Here is a 19,424-nt window from a genome sequence, read left to right on the forward strand (position 1 = left end):
GTCGAACGCGGCGTCCGCACGGGTGTGCGGACGCCGCGTCCGGTCATGCCTGAGCCGCCAGGAGGGCGCGGGCTTCGGTTGCCGCGGTCGTGAGCGCCTTCGGAAGGTTCTCCGGGTGGCGGCCGCCCGCGTTCGCGATCGGGCCCTTGCCGCCCGCGCCGCCGCCCACCTCGCGGGCCGCGGAGGTCAGCAGGTCGCGGGCCTGGAGGCCGGTGGACGTGCCCGCCGCCGCTACCAGCACCGCCTTGCCGTCCGTTTCGGTGCCGAGGACGATGACGCCCCGCTGGTCGCGGCGGGTGAGGACGCCGGTCGCGATCGTGCGGAGGTCCGCGCCGGTCAGGCCGGGGACGGAGCGCGCCACCAGCCAGCCGCCGGGCACCGGTTCGGCGAGCGAGGCCAGGTGGTCGGCGTGGCGGTCGAGTTCGGCGTTGTGCATGGTCTCCAGGCGGCGCTGGGTCTCCGCCAAGGTTTCCAGGCGTTGGCGGAGGCGGTCCGGGGCCTGGTCGGGGCGGGCGTTCAGCAGCGCCGCGAGCTCCTTCAGGAGCGACGCGGTGCGGTCGTGGTGGCGGAGGGCGTCGGCGCCGGTGAGGGCCTCGATCCGGCGCAGGCCGGTGCCGATGGACGACTCGCCGACGATGTGGACGGGGCCCGCCTGCGAGCCGTGGCCGACGTGGGTGCCGCCGCAGAGTTCGCGGGAGGCGTCCCCGATGTCCACGATGCGGACGTCGTCGCCGTACCTCTCGCCGAACAGCGCGATCGCGCCCGCGCGTTCCGCCTCCGCCCGGCTCGCCTCCCAGACGCGCACCTCGGGGTCGGCGAGGAGGTAGTCGTTGACGAGGGTCTGGACGAGGTCGGTGTCGACGGGGGAGAAGTGCGCGAAGTCGAAGCGCAGGCGTCCGGGTTCCACGCGGGAGCCCTGCTGCGCGGCGTGGTCGCCGAGGGTGCGGCGCAGCATCGCGTGCAGGACGTGGGTGGCGCTGTGCGAGCGCGCGGTGGCCGCGCGGCGGTCTCCGTCCACGACCGCCTCGGCGTCGTCGCCTGGGCGGACCTCGCCGTCCACGATGCGGACGGTGTGGACGTGCAGGCCGTCCAGTCCTGGCCGGGTGTCGACGACCTCCAAGGTCGCGCCGGAGGTGCGGATCGTGCCCGTGTCGCCGACCTGGCCGCCTGACTCCGCGTAGAACGGGCTGCGGGTCAGGATCACCTCCAGTTCGTCGTCCTCGGCCGCGGTGGGCACCTCGCCGTCCGGGCCGAGCAGGGCGCCGATCCGTGTTTCGGCTATTTCGGTGGAGTGGCCGACGAAGTCGGTGAGGCCGTGTTCCGCGGCGACGCGGCGGTAGAGGTCCTGGCGCGCGACCGCGCCGCCCTTGCGGCCCTGGCCGGCGCGGTGCGCCTGGCGGCGCTGCGCTTCGAGGAGCTCGGCGAACGCCTCCTCGTCGACGGTGAGGCCGGCCGACCGCGCCGCGTCGACCGTCAGGTCGATGGGGAAGCCGTAGGTGTCGTGCAGCTCGAACGCGGTCCGGCCGGAGATGGTGGTCGTGGCGCGGCCGATCGCCGCGTCGAGGAGCTGGGAGCCCTGGCGCAGCGTCCGCTCGAACGCCTCCTCTTCGGCCGTGACGACCTGCTCGATCAGCTCGGACCGCCGCGCCAGCTCCGGCCAGGTGTCGCCAAGGGTGCCGACGACGCTGGAGGTCAGTGCGGGCAGGGCCGGGCCCTCGATGCCGAGCCTGCGCGCGTGCCGGATCGCACGGCGCATCAGGCGGCGCAGGACGTAGCCGCGGCCGTCGCGGGCGGGCATGACGCCGTCCGCGACGAGGAACGCGATCGAGCGGGAGTGCTCGGTGACGATGCGGAAGGACGTCGAGTCGTCGCTGCCGTCGCGCCCCGGGTAGCCGCGTCCCGCCATCTCCTGGACGAGCCTGAACGTCGGCGCGAGCATGTCGGTCTCGCACGCGGTGTCCACGCCCTGCAGCACCGCCGCGAGACGGTCGAGACCGAGCCCCGTGTCGATGTTCTGTGAGGGGAGCTCGCCGAGGATCGGATATCCGCCCTTGCCAGAGCCCTCCCCACGGAGGTTCTGCATGAAGACGAGGTTCCACAGTTCCAGGTATCGCTCGCCGTCCACGGCGGGCCCGCCCTCACGTCCGAAGGACGGCCCCCTGTCGTAGTGCAGTTCGGAGGACGGTCCGCAGGGGCCGGGGATGCCCATCGACCAGTAGTTGTCCTCCATGCCGAGCCGCTGGATCCGCTCGGAGGGGACCCCGACGCGGCGCCAGAGCCGGACGGCCTCGTCGTCGTCCAAGTAGACGGTGACCCAGAGGCGCCCCGGGTCGAGGTCGTAGTGGCGGGTGAGCAGCTCCCACGCCCAGGAGATCGCCTCAGACTTGAAGTAGTCGCCGAAGGAGAAGTTGCCGAGCATCTCGAAGAACGTGGTGTGGCGCGCGGTGCGGCCCACGTTCTCGATGTCGGACGTACGCACGCACTTCTGCACGGACACCGCACGGGGGTGTTCGGGCGTGGTCTCGCCTAGGAAGTGGGGCTTGAACTGGTTCATGCCCGCGTTCACCAGCAGGAGCGTGGGATCCGAGGGGATCAGCGGGCTGGACGGCACGACGCGGTGGTCGCGCTCCTGGAAGAAGCCCAGGAAGGTGGAACGGATGTCAGTCGAGCGCATGGGACGGCCTCACGAGGTCGATGGGATGACGGAGCACACCGCCGAGCCGGGCCGGGCACGTCTGCGCGTTCCCCGGCTCGGCGCGGCTAGCTCGCCGTCCCACCCCGTGAATGACCATCGCCGTCCACGTTAGCTGCGCACGTCCTCCGCCTGCACGTCGTTTTGGCGGGCGTCGTAGTCGGCGCGGGCCGTGTCGATCTGGACAAGGTGGTCCTCGGCCCAGGCGACGAGGGTGCCGGCCGCGTCCATCAGCGTCGCGCCCATGGGAGTGAGGGTGTACTCCACGCGCGGAGGCACCACGGGGTAGACGGTCCGGATGACGATGCCGTCGCGTTCCAGGCCGCGCAGCGTGACGGTGAGCATCCGCTGGCTGATGCCGTCGATCTCGCGCTTCAGCTCGGTGAACCGCTTGGTGCCCTCGCCGAGCAGCGCGATGACCAGCAGGGACCACTTGTCCCCGATCCGGTCGAGGATCTCGCGGGCGCGGCAGCCCGCGACGGTGTGCTCCATTGGTTCTCTCCAGGTGACCAGGGCAGAAAAAAGTGCCTTCTTGTGCCGGTTGGTGGGGTGTCCGCACCATGGTGACGGTTCCCAATCGGAACCGCCTTACCTTCCATAACCGTAGGAGACACGATGACGGCCCAGCTTGTCGAGATCCCCGGCTACATCGCCGGAACCTGGACCATCGACCCCCTGCACACCGGGATCGGCTTCACCGTCCGGCATCTGATGGTCAGCCGGGTCCGCGGCCGCTTCGGGACGTTCGACGGGACGATCGTGACCGGCGCCGACCCGCTCGACTCGTCGGTGACCGCGACGATCGACCTGGCGTCGGTCGATACCGGGAACGCCCAGCGCGACGAGCACCTCAGGTCCGCCGACTACCTGGACGTCGCGAAGTACCCCGCCATGACCTATGCCTCCACCGGAGTGCGCCCCGACGGCGAGGACTTCGTGCTGGACGGCGAGTTGACGCTGCGCGGGCTGACCAGGGAGGTCCCGCTCCGATTGGAGGTCGGAGGGTTCGGCCCCGACCCGTTCCGGCAGGACGACCCGTCCAAGGGCGCCCGCGCCGGTTTCACCGCGACGGGTGAGATCAGCCGGCTGGAGTTCGGGGTCGGCGCGGCGACGACCCTCGCGGGCGGCGGGCTCGCGCTGAGCGACAAGATCCAGATCGTCCTGGAGATCGAGGCGGTCCTCCAGACCGACTGAGACGGCCGAGCGCCCCGGGCGGTGCGCGCCGCCGCCGCGGAGGCGGTGCCCACCGCCCGGGAGAGCGGACGGTCAGCCCGTGAGCAGCGGGGGGAGCGCGTCCAGCGTCGTGATGCGCGGGACGTCCAGGGCGGACGGCTCCGGGGCGCCGGAGCGGTCGAGCCACACGCCGGTGAGGCCCGCGGCGGCGGCGCCCTGCGCGTCGGTGACGAGGCGGTCCCCGACGTAGGCGGCCGCGTGCGGCTCGGCGCCGAGGGCCGCGCAGGCGGTCAGGAAGATCCCGGCGGCGGGCTTGGCGGAGCCGGCCTCGCTGGAGGCCACGACGACGGGGAGCCGGTCGGCGAACCCGATCCGCTCGACCTTCGAGCGCTGCTGCGCGGCGTCGCCGTTGGTGACGACTCCGAGGCGGAGGCCGCGCGCGGCGAGCAGGTCGAGCACCGGTTCCGCGTCCGGGAACGGGCGCCAGGCGGCCTTGTAGCGGGCCACGTACCCGCTGAGCCGGGCGTCGGCGCGGGCGTCGTCCCAGTCGCCGAGGCCGAGTTCCCGGGCGAGCGCGACCATCCGGAAGCGGCGCTGCCCGATGAAGGTCAGCTCGCCCGCCACGTACCGGTCGACCGCCTCGTCGGTCAGCTCCGCCCAGCGCGGGACGAGCCACGCCGGATCGACGTCCGGGAACGTCGCGACGATCGCCTCGCGCGAGGCCCCCTCGTGGTCGAGGAGCGTCCCGTCCAGGTCGAACAGCACCGCCGTGATCATGTGAGGAAGCCGAGGAGCGCGGCGGTCAGCTCGGCGGGCGCGTCCTCCTGCACCAGGTGACCCGCGCCTTCGATCGGCTGGAGGCGCGAGCCCGGGACGAGATCGGCCAGCTCGCGCCCCTTCTCGATCGGGATCCAGGTGTCCTCGGCGCCCCAGCAGATCAGGACCGGGAGGTCCAGCTCGCCGTAGCGGCTCTGGATCTCGTCGGTGAAGCGCTGGTCGGCCTGCGCGATCTGCTGGTAGAACGCGGGCTGGCCGGCTTCTCCCAGCCACGGATCCACGAGCGCGTCGAGGGCGGCCGGGTGCAGGCCGCGGTGGCTCGCCGACGTCACGTACTCCCGGACGAGGGCGCCGTGCAACGCGGGCGGCAGCTGCTCGAACACCTCCGCGTTGGCCCCCACAAGGCGGAAGAACGGCGAACCCCACGGGGCGAGCGCGACCGGATCGACCAGGACGAGGTCGCGGTAGCGCGCACCGTGCAGGAGATGCGCCCGCAGGGACACGGCACCGCCGAAGTCGTGCGCCACGACGGACGGCTCGGCCAGGCCCCAATGCGCCAGCAGCTCGGTGAACACCCTGCCTTGCGCCGCCAGCGAGACGTCCTGCCCATCGCTCATCTCGGACGTCCCATAGCCGGGCATGTCCCAGACGTACACACGGTGGGTAGCTGCCAGAGCGCGCACGACGCCACGCCACACGTAGGACGAGAACGGTGTGCCGTGCAGGAGGACGACCGGATCCGCATGCTCGTTCCCGAACACATCCCACCTGACCTCACCACTCCGGCTTCGGTGGATCTGACGCAGCGTCCAGTCCTGCAAGGAAGCTCCCCAATGTCGTCGAATCGGCTCAGCCGAACCCGTGGGATTCGGCGAGTACCCGTGCCGCCTCCATGACCGACGCGCGGCGGCGCGCGAAGGCGGCGGCGTCGTCCTCCTCGTCCAGGATCACCCGGCGCAGCTGCGGGACGGCGAAGTTCCACGCGATGAGGCCGAACACGGTGAACATCAGGTCCTGGACGGCCCGCGTACGGCCCGGGTCCGCGGGGTCGTCGCCGTGCTCCGTGAAGCGCGCGGCCTTGCGCCGGAACTCCTCGCGGCGCTCCGCCTCGCCCTGCACCTGGCCCGGGGTCTCCAAAGCTTCCCAGAGCAGCAGCCTGACCAGCTCCGGGTGCTCCCTGTACCAGTCGAACAGCCGGCCCACGGAGTCCGCCAGGCCGTCCGGATCGATGTCGGTCGCGTTGCCGATCTCCGCCATCTTCGCGCGCACCACGGCGCCGAACAGCTTCTCCTTGCCGCCGAAGTACAGGTAGATGGCCTGCTTGTTGGCCCGCGCCTCGGTGGCGATGCGATCGATCCGGGCGCCCGCGAGCCCGCGCGCGGCGAACTCGGCGGTGGCGGCCTGGAAGATCCGCCGGCGGGTCGCCTCCGCGTCGTAGCCCATACGCGGATTAAACCACCCGGTTGACTTGGGCCGGTCCGGCGGGCACTCTAAAACAACCAGATGGTTTATTTGTGGAGGACGCATGACCACGACCGAAGCACCCGTCCCGGTCCGCTCACCGCTCCCGCAGGGCCTCGCCGGCCGTACGGCGGTGATCCTCGGGGGCAGCTCCGGCATCGGCCTGGCCGCGGGGGAACTGCTCGCCTCGGTCGGTGCGCGGATCGTGCTCGCGAGCCGCGACAGGACCCGGCTGGACACCGCCGTGGCGCGAGTGGCCGCGGCCGGGACCGCGGCCCAGGTGCTGGGAGCGGCCGCCGACGTCACGGACGAGAACGCGCTGGAGGAGGTCTTCGAGAGCGCCGGCACCGTCGACCACGTGCTGGTGACGGCCGGGCGCCCCGCCGGGATGGGGCCGCTCACCGGGCTCACCCGGGACGTCGTGCGGGACGCCGTCGAGGGACCGGCGTGGGCGGTGGTCGCCGTCGCGCGCGCCGCCGCCCGCCGGATGCCCCCGGGCGGGTCGATCACGCTGACCTCGGGCATCCTCGTCACGCGTCCCCGTCCGGGGATGTCCGCGCCGGTCGCGGGGGGCGGTGCCGTCGAGACGCTCACCCGCGCGCTCGCCGTCGAGTACGCGCCCGCACGCCTGCGGGTCAACGCGATCCGGTTCGGGGCCTTCGACACCCCCCTGCTGCGGACGGCCTACGGAACCGCCTCCGGCGCGGAGGGCGACGCGGCCATGGCCGAGGCGGGCGGGTCCATGCCGCTCGGACGGTTCGGGACGGCCGAGGAGGCCGCCTCCGCCGCCCTGTTCCTCATGGCCAACCCCTACATGAACGGCGAGATCCTCACGGTGGACGGAGGCCAGTCCCTCGTCTGAGCAAGGGGCGGGCCCCTGACCGGCGTCCGGTGGTCAGGGGCCCGAAGTCTCGGCTGTCTGAGGGGCTGGGAGACCCCTTCTGCGAACAGCTCAGCCGAGACCGCTCTTGATCGCGGTGATCAGTTCACCGCCCGTCGTGTCGCCGCTGAGCTCCCAGAAGAAGGCGCCGCCGAGACCCTGGTCGTTGGCGAAGCCCGTCTTCCCGCGGATGGTGGACGGGGTGTCGTAGCTCCACCACTCGCTGCCGCATTTGGCGTAGGCGGTCCCGGCGACCGTCCCCGTCGCGGGGCACTTGCCCTTGAGGACCTTGTAGTCCTCGATGCCGGCCTCGTAGGTGCCGGGCGCGGCGCCCGTCGCGGTGCCGCCCGGCTCGGACTGGGTGACGCCGGTCCAGCCGCGGCCGTAGAAGCCGATCCCGAGCAGGAGCTTGGCCGCCGGCACGCCCTTGGCCCGGAGCTTGGAGATGGTGTCGGTGGTGTTGAAGCCCTGCTGCGGGATGCCCGGGTAGGACGTGAGCGGCGAGTGCGGCGCCGTCGGTCCCTTGGCGTCCCAGGCGCCGAAGTAGTCGTAGGTCATGGGGTTGTACCAGTCGACGTACTGGGCGGCGCCCGCGTAGTCGGTGACGTCCATCTTGCCGCCGTCGCTCGCGTCCGCGGTGATCGCGGCCGTCACGAGGTTGCCGGACCCGAACTTGGCCCGCACCGCCGACATCAGCTTCTTGAACGCGTCCGGGCCGCTGGTGTCGCAGGTGAGGCCGCAGGCGTTCGGGTACTCCCAGTCGATGTCGATGCCGTCGAACACGTCGGCCCAGCGCGGGTCCTCGACGAGTTTGTAGCAGGACTCGGCGAACGCTGCCGGGTTCTGGGCGGCCTGGCCGAAGCCGCCGGACCAGGTCCAGCCGCCGAAGGACCACAGCACCTTGAGGTTCGGGTGCAGCTTCTTCAGCTTGCGCAGCTGGTTGAAGTTGCCGCGCAGCGGCTGGTCCCAGTTGTCGGCGACGCCGTCGACGCTCTGGTCGGCGGTGTAGGCCTTGTCGTAGTCGGCGTAGGAGTCGCCGATCGCGCACTGGCCGCCGGTCACGTTGCCGAACGCGTAGTTGATGTGCGTGAGCTTGTCGGCCGAGCCGCTCGTCTCGATGTTCTTGACGTGGTAGTTGCGCTGGTAGACGCCCCAGTTGGTGAAGTAGCCGACGACCTTGCCGCCGCCGCCCGGGTTGCCGCCGCCGTCGGCGGTGGTGACCGACAAAGAGGCCGACGCGGGGGAGGTGTTCCCGGCGGCGTCCTTCGCCTTGACGGTGAAGGTGTAGGCGGTCTTGGCGGACAGCCCGCCGACGGTCGTGCTGGTGCCGGTCACGGACGCGGCCTTGGCGGAGCCGTTGTAGACGTCGTAGCCGGTGACGCCGACGTTGTCGGTCGAGGCGTTCCAGGCCAGCGACACGCTGGTGGCGGTCGTGCCGGTGGAACGGAGGCCGGACGGAGCCGAGGGGGCCTCGGTGTCGTCGCCGGGGGGAGTGGAGCCGTCGCAGGCGGCGCCGTTGATCGTGCAGCCGGTGAACCAGCCGGAGCCGGTGCCGCCGAACCCGAAGCCGACGCTCGCGCCCGCGGCGACCGTGCCGTTCCATCCGGCGTTGGTGAACGTGTAGTGGTTCCCGGACACGGTCTTCGTCGCGTCCCAGACGCTGCCGACCGACGTCCCCGACGGCAGGTCCGCCTCCAGCTTCCAGCTGCTGATCGCGGAACCGGTCCCGTTGGTGATGGTGCACTTGCCGTCGAAGCCGGTGCCCCAGTCGGAGGTCTTGGTGCAGGCGGCGGTGACGGTCCCGGCCGACGACGCCGGGGGCGCCGTGAGCAGGGCGGTGGCCGCCGTCAGTATCGCTGCGCCGGCGAGCGCGATGGCCCGCCGTCCGCCCGGTCGTGACATGGTTCTCCGTTCGGTTCGGCCCCCGAAGCAAACAGGAATCCCCGCATACTCTTAGGAAAGTTTCCTAAGAATTGCGCCGATCGTAACCGGGCCGAACGGTGCCGACAAGGCCCTCCGGGCGCCCCGCGGACGCCGGATTGAGTGGTCTAAGCGACTGCCTGGACCCATACGGTCACCGGCCGCGCAGAAAAATCAGGACGTGCCGAACCATCCCGGCATGTCGAGCCGCCACAGGTCCGCGGGCGTCATCCGGCGGAGGTCCTGCTCCAGGGCGCGCATGCGGTCGGCGCCGAGCGTTCGGACCCAGTCGCCCCGGATCCGCTCGAAGACGCGCTCGGACCGGGCGAGGGAGTCCACGGCCCGCGGGGTCAGTCGGACGATCTTTCGGCGGGCGTCCCGCGGGTCGCTGCCGCGCTCCAGGTAGCCCGCCCGCTCCAGCGACTTCACCATCTTGCCCGCGGCCTGCTTGGACACTCCGAGCCGGCGGCCGAGCTCCACCGCCGTCGTGCCGTCCGGGCCGATGGCCTGGAAGACGAAGCCGTGCATCGGGCGCAGGTCCGGATGCCCCTCCCGGGCCAGTTCGGCGTGCAGTTCGTCGCTGATCGTGCGGAACGCCAGGAAGAGCCGCAGCGGCAGCTCGAAGCCGGGTGCGTCCCGCGGCCCGTCGTCACTTGACATGAAAGACAACCTCGTTGACTATATGGACAACCACATTGTCTAACTTAGGGGACGGGGAGCCATGACGCTCATCCGCAACGCCGAGAGCCGCCGGACCGAGACGCCGAACGCCGTGATGATCACCGCCGCCACGCCGACCCAGGGCGGCACCGAGGGGCTCGCCGTCTGGCGCGTGGAGATGGCGCCGGGCAAGACCGGTCCGCTGCACGCCATGGACACCGAGCAGGTGTGGACGTTCCTCGACGGCGCCGCAACCGTCGACCTGGACGGCCGCAAGCTGGAGGCGGGCCCGGGCGACACCGTCGTCCTGCCCGCCGACGCGCCCCGGCAGATGACGACCGGGGACACCGGTTTCACCGCCGTCGTCGCGGCCCACGCCGGCTGCCTCGCCTACGACCCGGAGGCCCTGGTGGACGAGACCCGGTGCGCGATCGCGCCCCAGGGGGACGAGCGGATCGTCCCGCCCTGGGCCCAGTGACCGGAGGCCCGGTGACCGGAAGCCCCGGTGATCAGGCGCCCAGGTAGGCCAGGACCGCGAGGACGCGGCGGTTGTCGTCCTCGGACGGCGGCAGCCCGAGCTTGCCGAAGATGCTGTTGGTGTGCTTGCTGATCGCCTTCTCGGTGACGAACAGCTTCGCGGCGATCGCGGCGTTCGAGCGGCCCTCCGCCATCAGCCCGAGCACCTCGCGCTCGCGGGGGGTGAGCTGCTGCAGCGGCTCCTCGCGGGCGTGCCGGGTGAGCAGCTGGGCCACCACGTCCGGGTCGAGGGCGGTGCCGCCGTCCGCGACCCGGCGCACCGCCTCCACGAAGACCTTGACGTCCGAGACGCGGTCCTTCAGCAGGTAGCCGATGCCGCCCGTGCTGTCGGACAGCAGCTCCCGCGCGTACAGCTGCTCCACGTGCTGCGACAGCACGAGCACCGGCAGGCCCGGGATCTCCTTGCGGGCCTCCAGCGCGGCCTTCAGGCCCTCGTCGGTGAACGTCGGCGGGAGCCGGACGTCCACCACCGCCACGTCCGGGCGGTGCGCGGTCAGCGCCCGCAGCAGGGACGGGCCGTTGTCGACCGCCTCGACGACCTCGAAGCCGAACGCCTCCAGCAGGCGGATCAGCCCGTCCCGGAGGAGGGCGAGGTCTTCGGCGATGACAACGCGCACGGCAGCTCCATGGTCACGACGGTCGGCCCGCCGACCGGGCTCGTCACGGCCATGGTCCCATCGAACGCCGCGAGCCTGCGCTCGATACCGCGCATTCCGCTCCCGGCCGCCGGGTCGGCGCCGCCCGTCCCGTCGTCCCCGACGATCATGAGCAGCCGGTCCCCGGTGTGCTCGATCTGCACCCACGCGCGCCGCGCGGCCGAGTGCTTGACGGTGTTGGCGAGCATCTCCGCGACCGCGAAGTACGCCGCCGACTCCACCGGGGCGTCGCCGCGCCCGGGCAGGTCGATCCGGACGTCCACGGGCAGCGGCAGGGTGAGCGCCAGCGCGCGCACCGCCCCGTCGAGCCCGCGCTCGGCCAGCACCGGCGGATGGATGCCCCGGACCAGGTCGCGCAGCTCCGTCAGCGCCGTCCCGCTCGCCTCGCGGGCCTCGGCCAGGAGCCGCTGCGCCGTCTCGGGGTCGTGCTTCATCATCTCCTCGGCGAGGCCGATGTTCATGCTCAGCGCGACCAGCCGGGCCTGCGCGCCGTCGTGCAGGTCCCGCTCGATTCTGCGCAGCTCGGCCGCCGAGGCGTCCACCGCGTCCGACCGCGTCTCGGTGAGCCGCTGGACGCGCTCGGCCAGCGCGCCCCGCGTCGGCGCCAGCAGCGACCGGCAGAACATCGCGTGCGCCCTCAGGAAGACCGGCCCGAGCCGGGCCGACACCGCGGTCAGCGCGGCGCCCAGCACGACCGTCCCGACGACGCCGACCACGCCCCAGTCGCTCAGCATCCAGAAGGGGCCCCACCCGTAGTCGGTCAGCTGCGCCACCCACGGCGCCACGAACACGCCCTCGAGCCCGTAGATCGTCATGCCCCCCGCGAGGACGCCGAGGACGAGCGCGACCGGCACGTTCAGGATCGTCCACAGCAGGTCCCGCCACGAGGCCGGGTCGGTGAGGACCCGCTTCAGCCGGCCGAAGGGGCCCGCGCCGGCGGGCTCCGGCCGGTACGGGACGGGGATCGCCACCCCCGACCACTCGGCCGCCCAGGCGCGCTGCTGGTTGGCGACCGTGCGGATCGCCTGGAACATCACGGGTGCCAGCACGACCCCGAACCCCAGGGGGATGAACGCCACCGACAGCACGGTCAGGATGAACAACGGCAGGCCCACCGCGTACGCCAGCACGATCTGGACGACGGAGCGGAGGAAGTCGATGAGGGCGCGCCGCCCGTACTCGCGCAGTAGCTCGCCCACCCGTTCCTCCAGGGATTCGCCGTTCTTGCGGACCTCCACCATTGTCATGGTTCGCGCCCCGGCGCTCGGTGGTGCTAGACCCCCTCTTCACGGCCGGGGCGGTGGGGTTAGGCCTACCGTCATTCGGCCCCGACAAGACAACAGGCCCCGTTCCCTGGACAATGCACAGGCGACACCCAGGGGAGAAAGCGAATCCAAGCTGTGACAGCGACCATCAGCCAGACGTCCGACGGCCAGGGCCACGGGCCCGCCCTCCGGCCCATCACCGAGCGCATCGCCGAGGAGATCGGCGTCCGCGAGGGCCAGGTGCGGGTCGCGGTGGACCTGCTCGACGGCGGGGCGACCGTCCCGTTCATCGCCCGCTACCGCAAGGAGGCGACCGGAGCGCTCGACGACGCCCAGCTCCGCGCGCTGGAGGAGCGGCTGCGCTACCTGCGCGAGCTGGACGAGCGCCGCGCCGCGATCCTGGAGTCGGTCGAGTCGCAGGGCAAGCTCACGGACGAGCTGCGGGCCCAGATCATGACGGCCGACTCCAAGGCGCGGCTGGAGGACATCTACCTCCCGTACAAGCCGAAGCGCCGCACCAAGGCGCAGATCGCCCGCGAGGCCGGACTCGAACCGCTCGCCGAGATGCTGCTCGGCGACCCGTCCCGCGACCCGCAGGCCGAGGCCGCCGCCTTCGTGGACGAGGAGAAGGGCGTCGCCGACGCGGCCGCCGCGCTGGAGGGCGCCCGCGCCATCCTGGTCGAGCGCTTCGCCGAGGACGCCGACCTCATCGGCGCGCTGCGCGAGCGCATGTGGAACCAGGGCCGCATGGTCTCGCGCGTCCGGGAGGGCAAGCAGGAGTCGGGCGCGAAGTTCTCCGACTACTTCGAGTTCGCCGAGCCGTTCGCGAAGCTGCCCTCGCACCGCGTCCTCGCGCTCTTCCGCGGGGAGAAGGAAGAGGTCCTCGACCTCGACCTGGAGCCCGAGGAGGCGGGGGACGACCCCGCGGCGCGCAGCTCCTACGAGGTGGAGATCGCGCGCCGGTTCCAGATCGCCGACCAGGGCCGTCCGGCCGACAAGTGGCTGTCGGACGCCGTGCGGTGGGCCTGGCGCACCCGGATCCTCGTCCACCTCGGCATCGACCTGCGCACCCGGCTGCGGCAGGAGGCCGAGGACGAGGCGGTCCGCGTGTTCGCGGCCAACCTGCGCGACCTCCTGCTCGCCGCGCCCGCCGGCACCCGCGCCACCATGGGCCTGGACCCGGGCCTGCGCACCGGCGTCAAGGTCGCCGTCGTCGACGCGACCGGCAAGGTCGTCGCCACCGACACGATCTTCCCGCACGAGCCCCGGCGCAAGTGGGACGAGTCGATCGAGACGCTCGCCAGGCTGGCCCGCGAGCACCGCGTCGACCTGGTCTCGATCGGCAACGGCACCGCCTCGCGCGAGACCGACAAACTCGCCGCCGACCTGATCGCCCGGTACCCCGACCTGGGGCTCACCAAGGTCATGGTGTCGGAGGCCGGCGCGTCGGTGTACTCGGCGTCGGAGTACGCGGGCCGCGAGCTGCCCGGCATGGACGTCTCGCTGCGCGGCGCCGTGTCCATCGCCCGCCGCCTCCAGGACCCGCTCGCCGAACTGGTCAAGATCGACCCAAAGTCGATCGGCGTCGGCCAGTACCAGCACGACGTCTCCGAGGTGAAGCTGTCGCGCTCCCTCGACGCCGTCGTGGAGGACTGCGTGAACGCCGTCGGCGTCGACGTCAACACCGCGTCCGCGCCGCTGCTCACCCGCGTGTCCGGCATCGGCGAGGGCCTCGCGGAGAACATCGTCGCGCACCGCGACGCCAACGGCCCGTTCCGCAGCCGCGCCGGGCTGAAGGGCGTCCCGCGGCTCGGCCCGAAGGCGTTCGAGCAGTGCGCCGGCTTCCTGCGCATCCCCGGCGGGGACGACCCGCTCGACGCCTCCAGCGTGCACCCCGAGTCCTACCCGGTCGTCCGCCGGATCCTGGACGCCGCCGGCACCGACATCAAGGCCCTCGTCGGCAACACCGCCGTCCTGCGCTCGCTCAGGCCGGCGGAGTTCGTCGACGACACCTTCGGGCTGCCGACCGTCACCGACATCCTCTCCGAGCTGGAGAAGCCCGGCCGCGACCCGCGCCCCGCGTTCCGGACCGCCACGTTCAAGGAGGGCGTCGACAAGCTCGGCGACCTCGAACCCGGCATGGTCCTGGAAGGGGTCGTCACCAACGTCGCGGCGTTCGGGGCGTTCGTGGACGTCGGCGTCCACCAGGACGGGCTCGTCCACATCTCCGCGATGTCGGACAAGTTCGTGTCCGACCCGCGTGATGTCGCCAAGCCCGGCGACATCGTCCGGGTGAAGGTCCTGGACGTCGACCTCCAGCGCAAGCGCATCTCGCTGACGCTGCGCCTGGACGACGAGCCGGGCCGCGACCAGCAGGGCGGCGGGCGCCGCGGTGAGCAGGGCGGCGGGCGCCGCGGCGGCGAGCAGCGCGACCGCGGTCCGCGTCCGGGCCGCGGCGGGCAGGACGGGCGCGGCGACCAGAACCGGCGCGGTCAAGGACAACGCGGCCAAGGCCAGCGCGGTCAGGACCAGCGCGGCCGGAACCAGCGGGGCGGGCAGCGCAGCGGCGGGCAGGGCGGCGGCGACTTCTCCGGAGGCGGCGCCATGGCCGACGCGCTCCGGCGGGCCGGCCTGGACAAGGGCCTGCCCGGCAAGGACAAGGGCCTGCCCGGCAAGGACAAGGGCCGCTCCGGCAAGGGCCGCTGAGCCCGGCTACGCGTGACGGACGGCGTCCCGTGCTCCGCGCAGGGGCGCCGTTCAGCCGTCGCCGAAGCCGCGCCAGCGACCGTCCGAGCCCGTGTCGGTCGGGGGCTGCGGCCGGACGGGACGGCGCGGCTGCTGCGACGCCGCGTCCGGATGAGGGGCCTCGGGACGGTCGTAGGGGCCCCTGCCGAGCGGGTCGGTCGCATACGGAGAGCGCTGAGGCGGCACCTGAGGCGCCTGCCCGAGACGCGGGCCGCCCAGGACGGGCCCGCCGACCGCCGTGCTACCGAACGGGTCCACCTCGTCGGCGGCCTCCGTGCGGGCGGAGTCGCCCGGCCCCTCCGGTATCGGCCGGTGCCGGGGGAACTGGAGGACGGCGATCGCGCCCAGCGCCAGCGCGCCCAGCCGCATCGCGGAGCGGCCCACGTCCTGCGGCCACGGCTCCGCGTAGAGGAAGGTGCCCATGGTCAGCAGGTAGCTCTTCGCGCTCACCGTCATCACGGTGGCCACGATCGACACCCGGCAGCGCTGGAAGGCCGCGACCATGATCCCGAACCCGACCGCCGCCGCCAGCACCGTCAGGTACGGCCACGGCGTCGCGGCGATCCGCAGGCTGGTGGCGTGCGCGTCGTCGCTCCATCCCTTGATCGCCAGCTCGGCGGTGCCGACCGGGAAGCCCGAGCTCAGCCCGTAGGCGATGCCGGTGACCGGGCGCGCGTGCCGGCCGTCCGGCCGGTGGTCGCCGAGGACGAGGATCAGCAGCGGCACGATCACCGCGGGGGCGACCACCGCGGCGATCTTCCACAGCGGCGCGTCGGCGGAGCCGATCGGCTCGTCCCCGCGCAGCGACCCGGTCAGCAGCAGGATCGCCGCGCCGATCAGCACCAGGCTGAGCCACTCGCGCGCGATCAGCCGCTCGCCGAAGAACACCAGCGCGATCAGCAGCAGCGGCACGATGCCGGACATGAAGATCGGTACCGCGGTGGACAGGGGCAGGTTGCGCAGCGCGAGAATCTGCAGGCCGAGCCCGCCGAGCACGATCCCGAGCGCGATCAGGAAGATCCAGTTGCTGAGGACCGTCCATGCCAGGTGCGGGATGCGGTTGCCCCGGACAGGGGGCATCCGGTCCGCCGCCAGCTTGAACACGGCGAACCCGAGGTAGTAGAGACCGGTCGCACTGAAGGCCGCAGCTATCCCGTTCATCCCGGACGAGTATGGGGGTTCCGGTGTCCTATGTCACTGCCCGTGCGGCATCGTTGACGCGGTTTCGCCGGGCTTGTGGGCGTCCGATGTCCGCAGACGGCGCCGCTACCCCATAGACTTGGCCGCGCGAAGGCGCGGAGCCGTATCTCGGCGTGGCCGCGCCGCTGAGAGACTGACCGGCCGAGCACCGCGGTGCAGCCGCCGCGCGGAGGCCGAGGGCTCGCAGGCAAGAGAGAAGAGTACGCGTCGAACGCCGCGGCCGAGACAGCGCCCGATCAAGGAGACCGACCCCAGTGAAGACCGATGTCGAGGAGCTGACCCCCACGCGGGTCAAGCTCACCGTCGAGGTTCCGTTCGACGAGCTCAAGCCGAACCTCGACAAGGCGTACAAGGAGATCTCGCAGCAGGTGCGGATCAAGGGCTTCCGGCCCGGCAAGGTTCCCGCCCCGCTGATCGACAAGTACGTCGGCCGGGGTGCGGTCCTCCAGGAGGCGGTCAACGACGCGCTTCCCGAGCTGTACGGCCGCGCCGTCGAGGAGTCCGAGATCTTCGTGCTCGGGCAGCCCGACGTCGAGGTGACCGAGCTGGAGGACGGCACCCAGTTCGCGTTCACCGCCGAGGTCGACATCCGGCCGAAGTTCGAGGTGCCCGACTACGACGGCCTGGAGGTCGTCGTCGAGGACGCCGAGGTCACCGACGAGCAGGTCGAGGAGACCATCGGCAACCTCCGCGAGCGCTTCGCCTCCCTCACCGGCGCCGAGCGCGCGGCCGAGGAGGGCGACTTCGCCACCATCGACCTCGTCGCGCGGATCGACGGCGAGGAGATCGAGGACGCTTCCACCACCGGCTACTCCTACGAGGTCGGCAGCAACTCCGCCATCGAGGGCCTGGACGAGGCGATCACCGGCCTGGCCGCGGGCGAGGACAAGACCTTCACCGGCACCCTGGTCGGCGGCGAGCGCGCCGGCGAGGAGGCCGAGATCACCGTCACCGTGCAGAGCGTCAAGGTGAAGAACCTGCCCGACCTGGACGACGAGTTCGCCCAGCTCGCCAGCGAGTTCGACACGATCGAGGAGCTGCGCGAGGACGTTCGCGTCCGGCTCGGCCGGCAGGTGAAGCTGCAGCAGCTGTCCGAGGCGCGCGACAAGGCCCTCGAGGCGCTCCTGGAGAAGGTCGACATCCCGCTTCCCGAGAAGGTCGTGGAAGAGGAGATCAGCCGCCGCAACCAGCAGCTGGAGCAGCAGCTCCAGATGGCGGGGATGTCCAAGGACGACTACCTCGAGGAAGAGGAGAAGACCGCCGAGGAGTTCGACGCCGAGGTCGCCGACGCGGCCCGGCTCGCGGTCAAGGGCGGCTTCGTGCTCGACCAGCTCGCCGTCCAGGAGGAGCTCGGCGTCGAGAACGAGGAGCTCAGCGAGTACGTCGTCTCGCAGGCGATGCAGATGGGCGTGCAGCCGCAGCAGCTCGCCGAGTACCTGACGCAGAACAACCAGCTTCCGGCGATCGTCTCCGAGGTGCTGCGCAGCAAGGCGCTGAACCTCGTCGTCGAGCACGTCACGGTCAAGGACGAGTCCGGCAACGAGATCGACGTCGACGCCGTCCAGCGGGAGCTGAACGGCGAGACCGTCCAGGCGGAGGACGCCGAGACCGAGGTCGAGACCGAGGCTGAGGCGGGCGCGCAGGACGAGACCCCCGAGGAGACGGCTGAGGCCGCCGCTGAGGAGACCCCGGCCGCCGAGGCGGCCGACGAGCAGGACGCGAAGAGCAAGGACGCCTAGAGCCTTCTGGACGCCTTCGACGCACCGGGCGCGCCCCGCATCCGTACGACGGGTGCGGGGCGCGCGCGTGAGCGGGCCCGGCCGGCCCGCCGGCGGTGAGGATCCTCCCCAACGTGCGAGTCGCCCGGGCAGCCCCGGGTACGCCCCTGGCGAAAAGCCGGGCCCCCGGGCGTGAGTGGGCCCGTGAGCGCGTTAATGTCCAATCATCCGAACCGATTAAAAGGACCGGAGGAACACCCGGTGAGCATGCCTCCGACTTTCGAAGAGTCGTCGCGGATCCAGGCGCGGGTCGCCGAGGCGCCCCTGCTGCCTCTGGGCGACCAGCTTTTCCAGCGGCTGCTGCGCGAGCGCATCGTCTTCCTCGGCCAGCAGGTCGACGACGACATCGCCAACCGCATCTGCGCCGAGCTCCTGCTGCTGTCGGCCGAGGACGGCCGCCGCGACATCACGCTCTACATCAACTCGCCAGGTGGCTCCGTCACCGCCGGCATGGCGATCTACGACATCATGCAGTACGTCCCGAACGACGTCGTCACGGTCGGCATGGGCCTGGCCGCGTCGATGGGCCAGTTCCTGCTGTGCGCGGGCGCCCGGGGCAAGCGTTACGCCCTGCCGCACGCGCGGATCATGATGCACCAGCCGTCCGGCGGCATCGGCGGCACCGCCTCCGACATCAAGATCCAGGCCGAGCAGATGCTGTACGTGAAGAAGACGCTCGCCGAGAAGATCGCCGAACACACCGGCCAGGAACTCGACCAGATCGAGCGCGACTCCGACCGGGACCGCTGGTTCACCGCCGACGAGGCCAAGGACTACGGGTTCGTCGACCACGTGGTGCTCAGCGCCAACCAGGTGCCCTCCGAGGGCCCCGTCTCCTGACGACCTCACAACGATTCGGAGGCACACAGTGAGCGACCTCATCCGACCCGGCTTCAGCGATATGGTCCGGCCCGGCGCGTACGCCGGCGGGGCCCCGCGGCCGGTCGACGACCGCTACATCATTCCGTCGTTCGTCGAGCGCACCACGTACGGGGTCAAGGAGATGAACCCGTACAACAAGCTCTTCGAAGAGCGGATCATCTTCCTCGGCGTGCAGATCGACGACGCGTCCGCCAACGACGTGATGGCCCAGCTGATCACGCTGGAGTCGATCGACCCCGACCGCGACATCAGCATCTACATCAACTCGCCCGGCGGCTCGTTCACCGCCATGACGGCGATCTACGACACGATGCAGTTCGTCAAGCCCGACATCCAGACCGTGTGCATCGGCCAGGCCGCGTCCGCCGCGGCGGTCCTGCTCGCGGCCGGGACGCCGGGCAAGCGGGCGGCGCTGCCCAACTCGCGGATCCTGATCCACCAGCCCGCGACCGAGGGCACCTACGGCCAGTCCAGCGACATCGAGATCCAGGCGCGCGAGATCATGCGGATCCGCGACCTGCTCGAGACGATCCTGGCCGAGCACAGCGGCAAGGGCATCGACGAGGTCCGCCGCGACATCGAGCGAGACAAGATCCTCACGGCGGCCGAGGCCGAGGACTACGGCCTCATCGACGACGTCTTCGCCAGCAGGAAGCGGAAGGCCGAGGTAGTGTCGTCCTGAGACGGCACGAGGACGAGGGAGTCCCCCAGCCCGGTCGTCACACTTCCGGGCGAGGGGCTTTCCAAGTCCGCTGGAGGCGGTAACGTCGATTGCGACGTCGTGAGCCTCCGGGACGC

17 protein-coding genes are annotated in these 19,424 nt (G+C 71.7%); 7 read left to right on the forward strand and 10 right to left on the reverse strand.

Annotation, left to right across the window (positions count from 1 at the left end; all coding sequences use genetic code 11):
- Window positions 1-43: 43 nt before the first annotated feature.
- Both alaS and K4S16_RS25760 read right to left on the reverse strand, forming a co-directional pair.
- Window positions 44-2,674, reverse strand: a complete 2,631-nt coding sequence (gene alaS, locus K4S16_RS25755; protein WP_149261583.1) for an alanine--tRNA ligase — start codon at window positions 2,672-2,674, stop codon at window positions 44-46.
- Window positions 2,675-2,803: 129 nt separating this feature from the next.
- On the reverse strand, window positions 2,804-3,184 hold the full coding sequence (locus K4S16_RS25760) for a helix-turn-helix domain-containing protein (protein ID WP_149261584.1): 381 nt from the start codon (window positions 3,182-3,184) through the stop codon (window positions 2,804-2,806).
- A 123-nt stretch (window positions 3,185-3,307) separates the two neighbouring features.
- On the opposite strand from K4S16_RS25760, the gene K4S16_RS25765 reads away from it, so the two are divergent.
- Window positions 3,308-3,886, forward strand: coding sequence for a YceI family protein (locus K4S16_RS25765; RefSeq protein WP_149261585.1), 579 nt, complete (start codon window positions 3,308-3,310; stop codon window positions 3,884-3,886).
- A gap of 72 nt (window positions 3,887-3,958) precedes the next feature.
- On the opposite strand, the gene K4S16_RS25770 is transcribed toward K4S16_RS25765, so the two are convergent.
- Genes K4S16_RS25770 through K4S16_RS25780 form a run of 3 tightly spaced genes read right to left on the reverse strand, consistent with a single transcriptional unit; the run spans window position 3,959 to window position 6,085 of the window.
- On the reverse strand, window positions 3,959-4,642 hold the full coding sequence (locus K4S16_RS25770) for an HAD family hydrolase (protein WP_149261586.1): 684 nt from the start codon (window positions 4,640-4,642) through the stop codon (window positions 3,959-3,961).
- Window positions 4,639-5,463 (reverse strand): alpha/beta fold hydrolase, encoded by an 825-nt coding sequence (locus K4S16_RS25775; RefSeq protein WP_149261587.1) that lies wholly within the window; start codon window positions 5,461-5,463, stop codon window positions 4,639-4,641. Before K4S16_RS25775 ends, K4S16_RS25770 begins: the two co-directional genes overlap by 4 nt.
- A 28-nt stretch (window positions 5,464-5,491) precedes the next feature.
- Window positions 5,492-6,085 carry a TetR/AcrR family transcriptional regulator gene (locus K4S16_RS25780; RefSeq protein ID WP_149261588.1) on the reverse strand — a complete coding sequence of 198 codons (594 nt, stop codon included), beginning with the start codon at window positions 6,083-6,085 and terminating at the stop codon, window positions 5,492-5,494.
- Between the two features lie 82 nt (window positions 6,086-6,167).
- Here K4S16_RS25780 and K4S16_RS25785 point away from each other — a divergent pair, with 82 nt between their 5' ends.
- Window positions 6,168-6,965 (forward strand): SDR family oxidoreductase, encoded by a 798-nt coding sequence (locus K4S16_RS25785; RefSeq protein ID WP_149261589.1) that lies wholly within the window; start codon window positions 6,168-6,170, stop codon window positions 6,963-6,965.
- A 90-nt stretch (window positions 6,966-7,055) separates the two neighbouring features.
- On the opposite strand, the gene K4S16_RS25790 is transcribed toward K4S16_RS25785, so the two are convergent.
- Together K4S16_RS25790 and K4S16_RS25795 are read right to left on the reverse strand one after the other, a co-directional pair.
- Complete coding sequence (locus K4S16_RS25790; protein WP_149261590.1) at window positions 7,056-8,885, reverse strand: glycosyl hydrolase family 18 protein; 1,830 nt, start codon at window positions 8,883-8,885, stop codon at window positions 7,056-7,058.
- A 192-nt stretch (window positions 8,886-9,077) separates the two neighbouring features.
- A complete protein-coding gene (locus K4S16_RS25795) occupies window positions 9,078-9,563 on the reverse strand; it encodes a MarR family winged helix-turn-helix transcriptional regulator (RefSeq protein ID WP_149261591.1) in 486 nt (161 codons plus the stop codon).
- A 61-nt stretch (window positions 9,564-9,624) separates the two neighbouring features.
- On the opposite strand from K4S16_RS25795, the gene K4S16_RS25800 reads away from it, so the two are divergent.
- Window positions 9,625-10,041 carry a cupin domain-containing protein gene (locus tag K4S16_RS25800; protein WP_149261592.1) on the forward strand — a complete coding sequence of 139 codons (417 nt, stop codon included), beginning with the start codon at window positions 9,625-9,627 and terminating at the stop codon, window positions 10,039-10,041.
- Between the two features lie 31 nt (window positions 10,042-10,072).
- Here the strand turns inward: K4S16_RS25800 and K4S16_RS25805 are convergent, their stop codons facing one another.
- Both K4S16_RS25805 and K4S16_RS25810 read right to left on the reverse strand, forming a co-directional pair.
- On the reverse strand, window positions 10,073-10,717 hold the full coding sequence (locus K4S16_RS25805; protein ID WP_149261593.1) for a response regulator transcription factor: 645 nt from the start codon (window positions 10,715-10,717) through the stop codon (window positions 10,073-10,075).
- The gene (locus K4S16_RS25810; protein WP_235037076.1) at window positions 10,669-12,003 is read right to left on the reverse strand and encodes a sensor histidine kinase; all 1,335 of its coding nucleotides are present in this window, start codon (window positions 12,001-12,003) and stop codon (window positions 10,669-10,671) included. Before K4S16_RS25810 ends, K4S16_RS25805 begins: the two co-directional genes overlap by 49 nt.
- Window positions 12,004-12,156: 153 nt before the next feature.
- Between K4S16_RS25810 and K4S16_RS25815 the strand changes: the two genes are divergently transcribed.
- Window positions 12,157-14,727: a Tex family protein gene (locus K4S16_RS25815; protein ID WP_149261594.1), complete on the forward strand. Its 2,571-nt coding sequence runs from the start codon at window positions 12,157-12,159 to the stop codon at window positions 14,725-14,727.
- Window positions 14,728-14,778: 51 nt separating this feature from the next.
- Here K4S16_RS25815 and K4S16_RS25820 read toward each other — a convergent pair whose 3' ends face one another.
- Entirely contained in the window at window positions 14,779-15,927 is a 1,149-nt protein-coding gene (locus tag K4S16_RS25820; protein WP_200842108.1) for a hypothetical protein, read from the reverse strand.
- A 293-nt stretch (window positions 15,928-16,220) separates the two neighbouring features.
- Here K4S16_RS25820 and tig point away from each other — a divergent pair, with 293 nt between their 5' ends.
- The 3 genes from tig (at window position 16,221) to K4S16_RS25835 (ending at window position 19,308) form a co-directional block, all read left to right on the forward strand.
- The gene (gene tig / locus K4S16_RS25825) at window positions 16,221-17,705 is read left to right on the forward strand and encodes a trigger factor (RefSeq protein WP_149261595.1); all 1,485 of its coding nucleotides are present in this window, start codon (window positions 16,221-16,223) and stop codon (window positions 17,703-17,705) included.
- A 246-nt stretch (window positions 17,706-17,951) separates the two neighbouring features.
- Window positions 17,952-18,584: a ClpP family protease gene (locus K4S16_RS25830; RefSeq protein ID WP_149261679.1), complete on the forward strand. Its 633-nt coding sequence runs from the start codon at window positions 17,952-17,954 to the stop codon at window positions 18,582-18,584.
- 61 nt (window positions 18,585-18,645) lie between these two features.
- Window positions 18,646-19,308 carry an ATP-dependent Clp protease proteolytic subunit gene (locus K4S16_RS25835; RefSeq protein WP_149261680.1) on the forward strand — a complete coding sequence of 221 codons (663 nt, stop codon included), beginning with the start codon at window positions 18,646-18,648 and terminating at the stop codon, window positions 19,306-19,308.
- Window positions 19,309-19,424 lie beyond the last annotated feature (116 nt).

The organism is Actinomadura sp. K4S16, from assembly GCF_008327685.1.
In the GTDB taxonomy this organism is placed as follows: domain Bacteria; phylum Actinomycetota; class Actinomycetes; order Streptosporangiales; family Streptosporangiaceae; genus Spirillospora.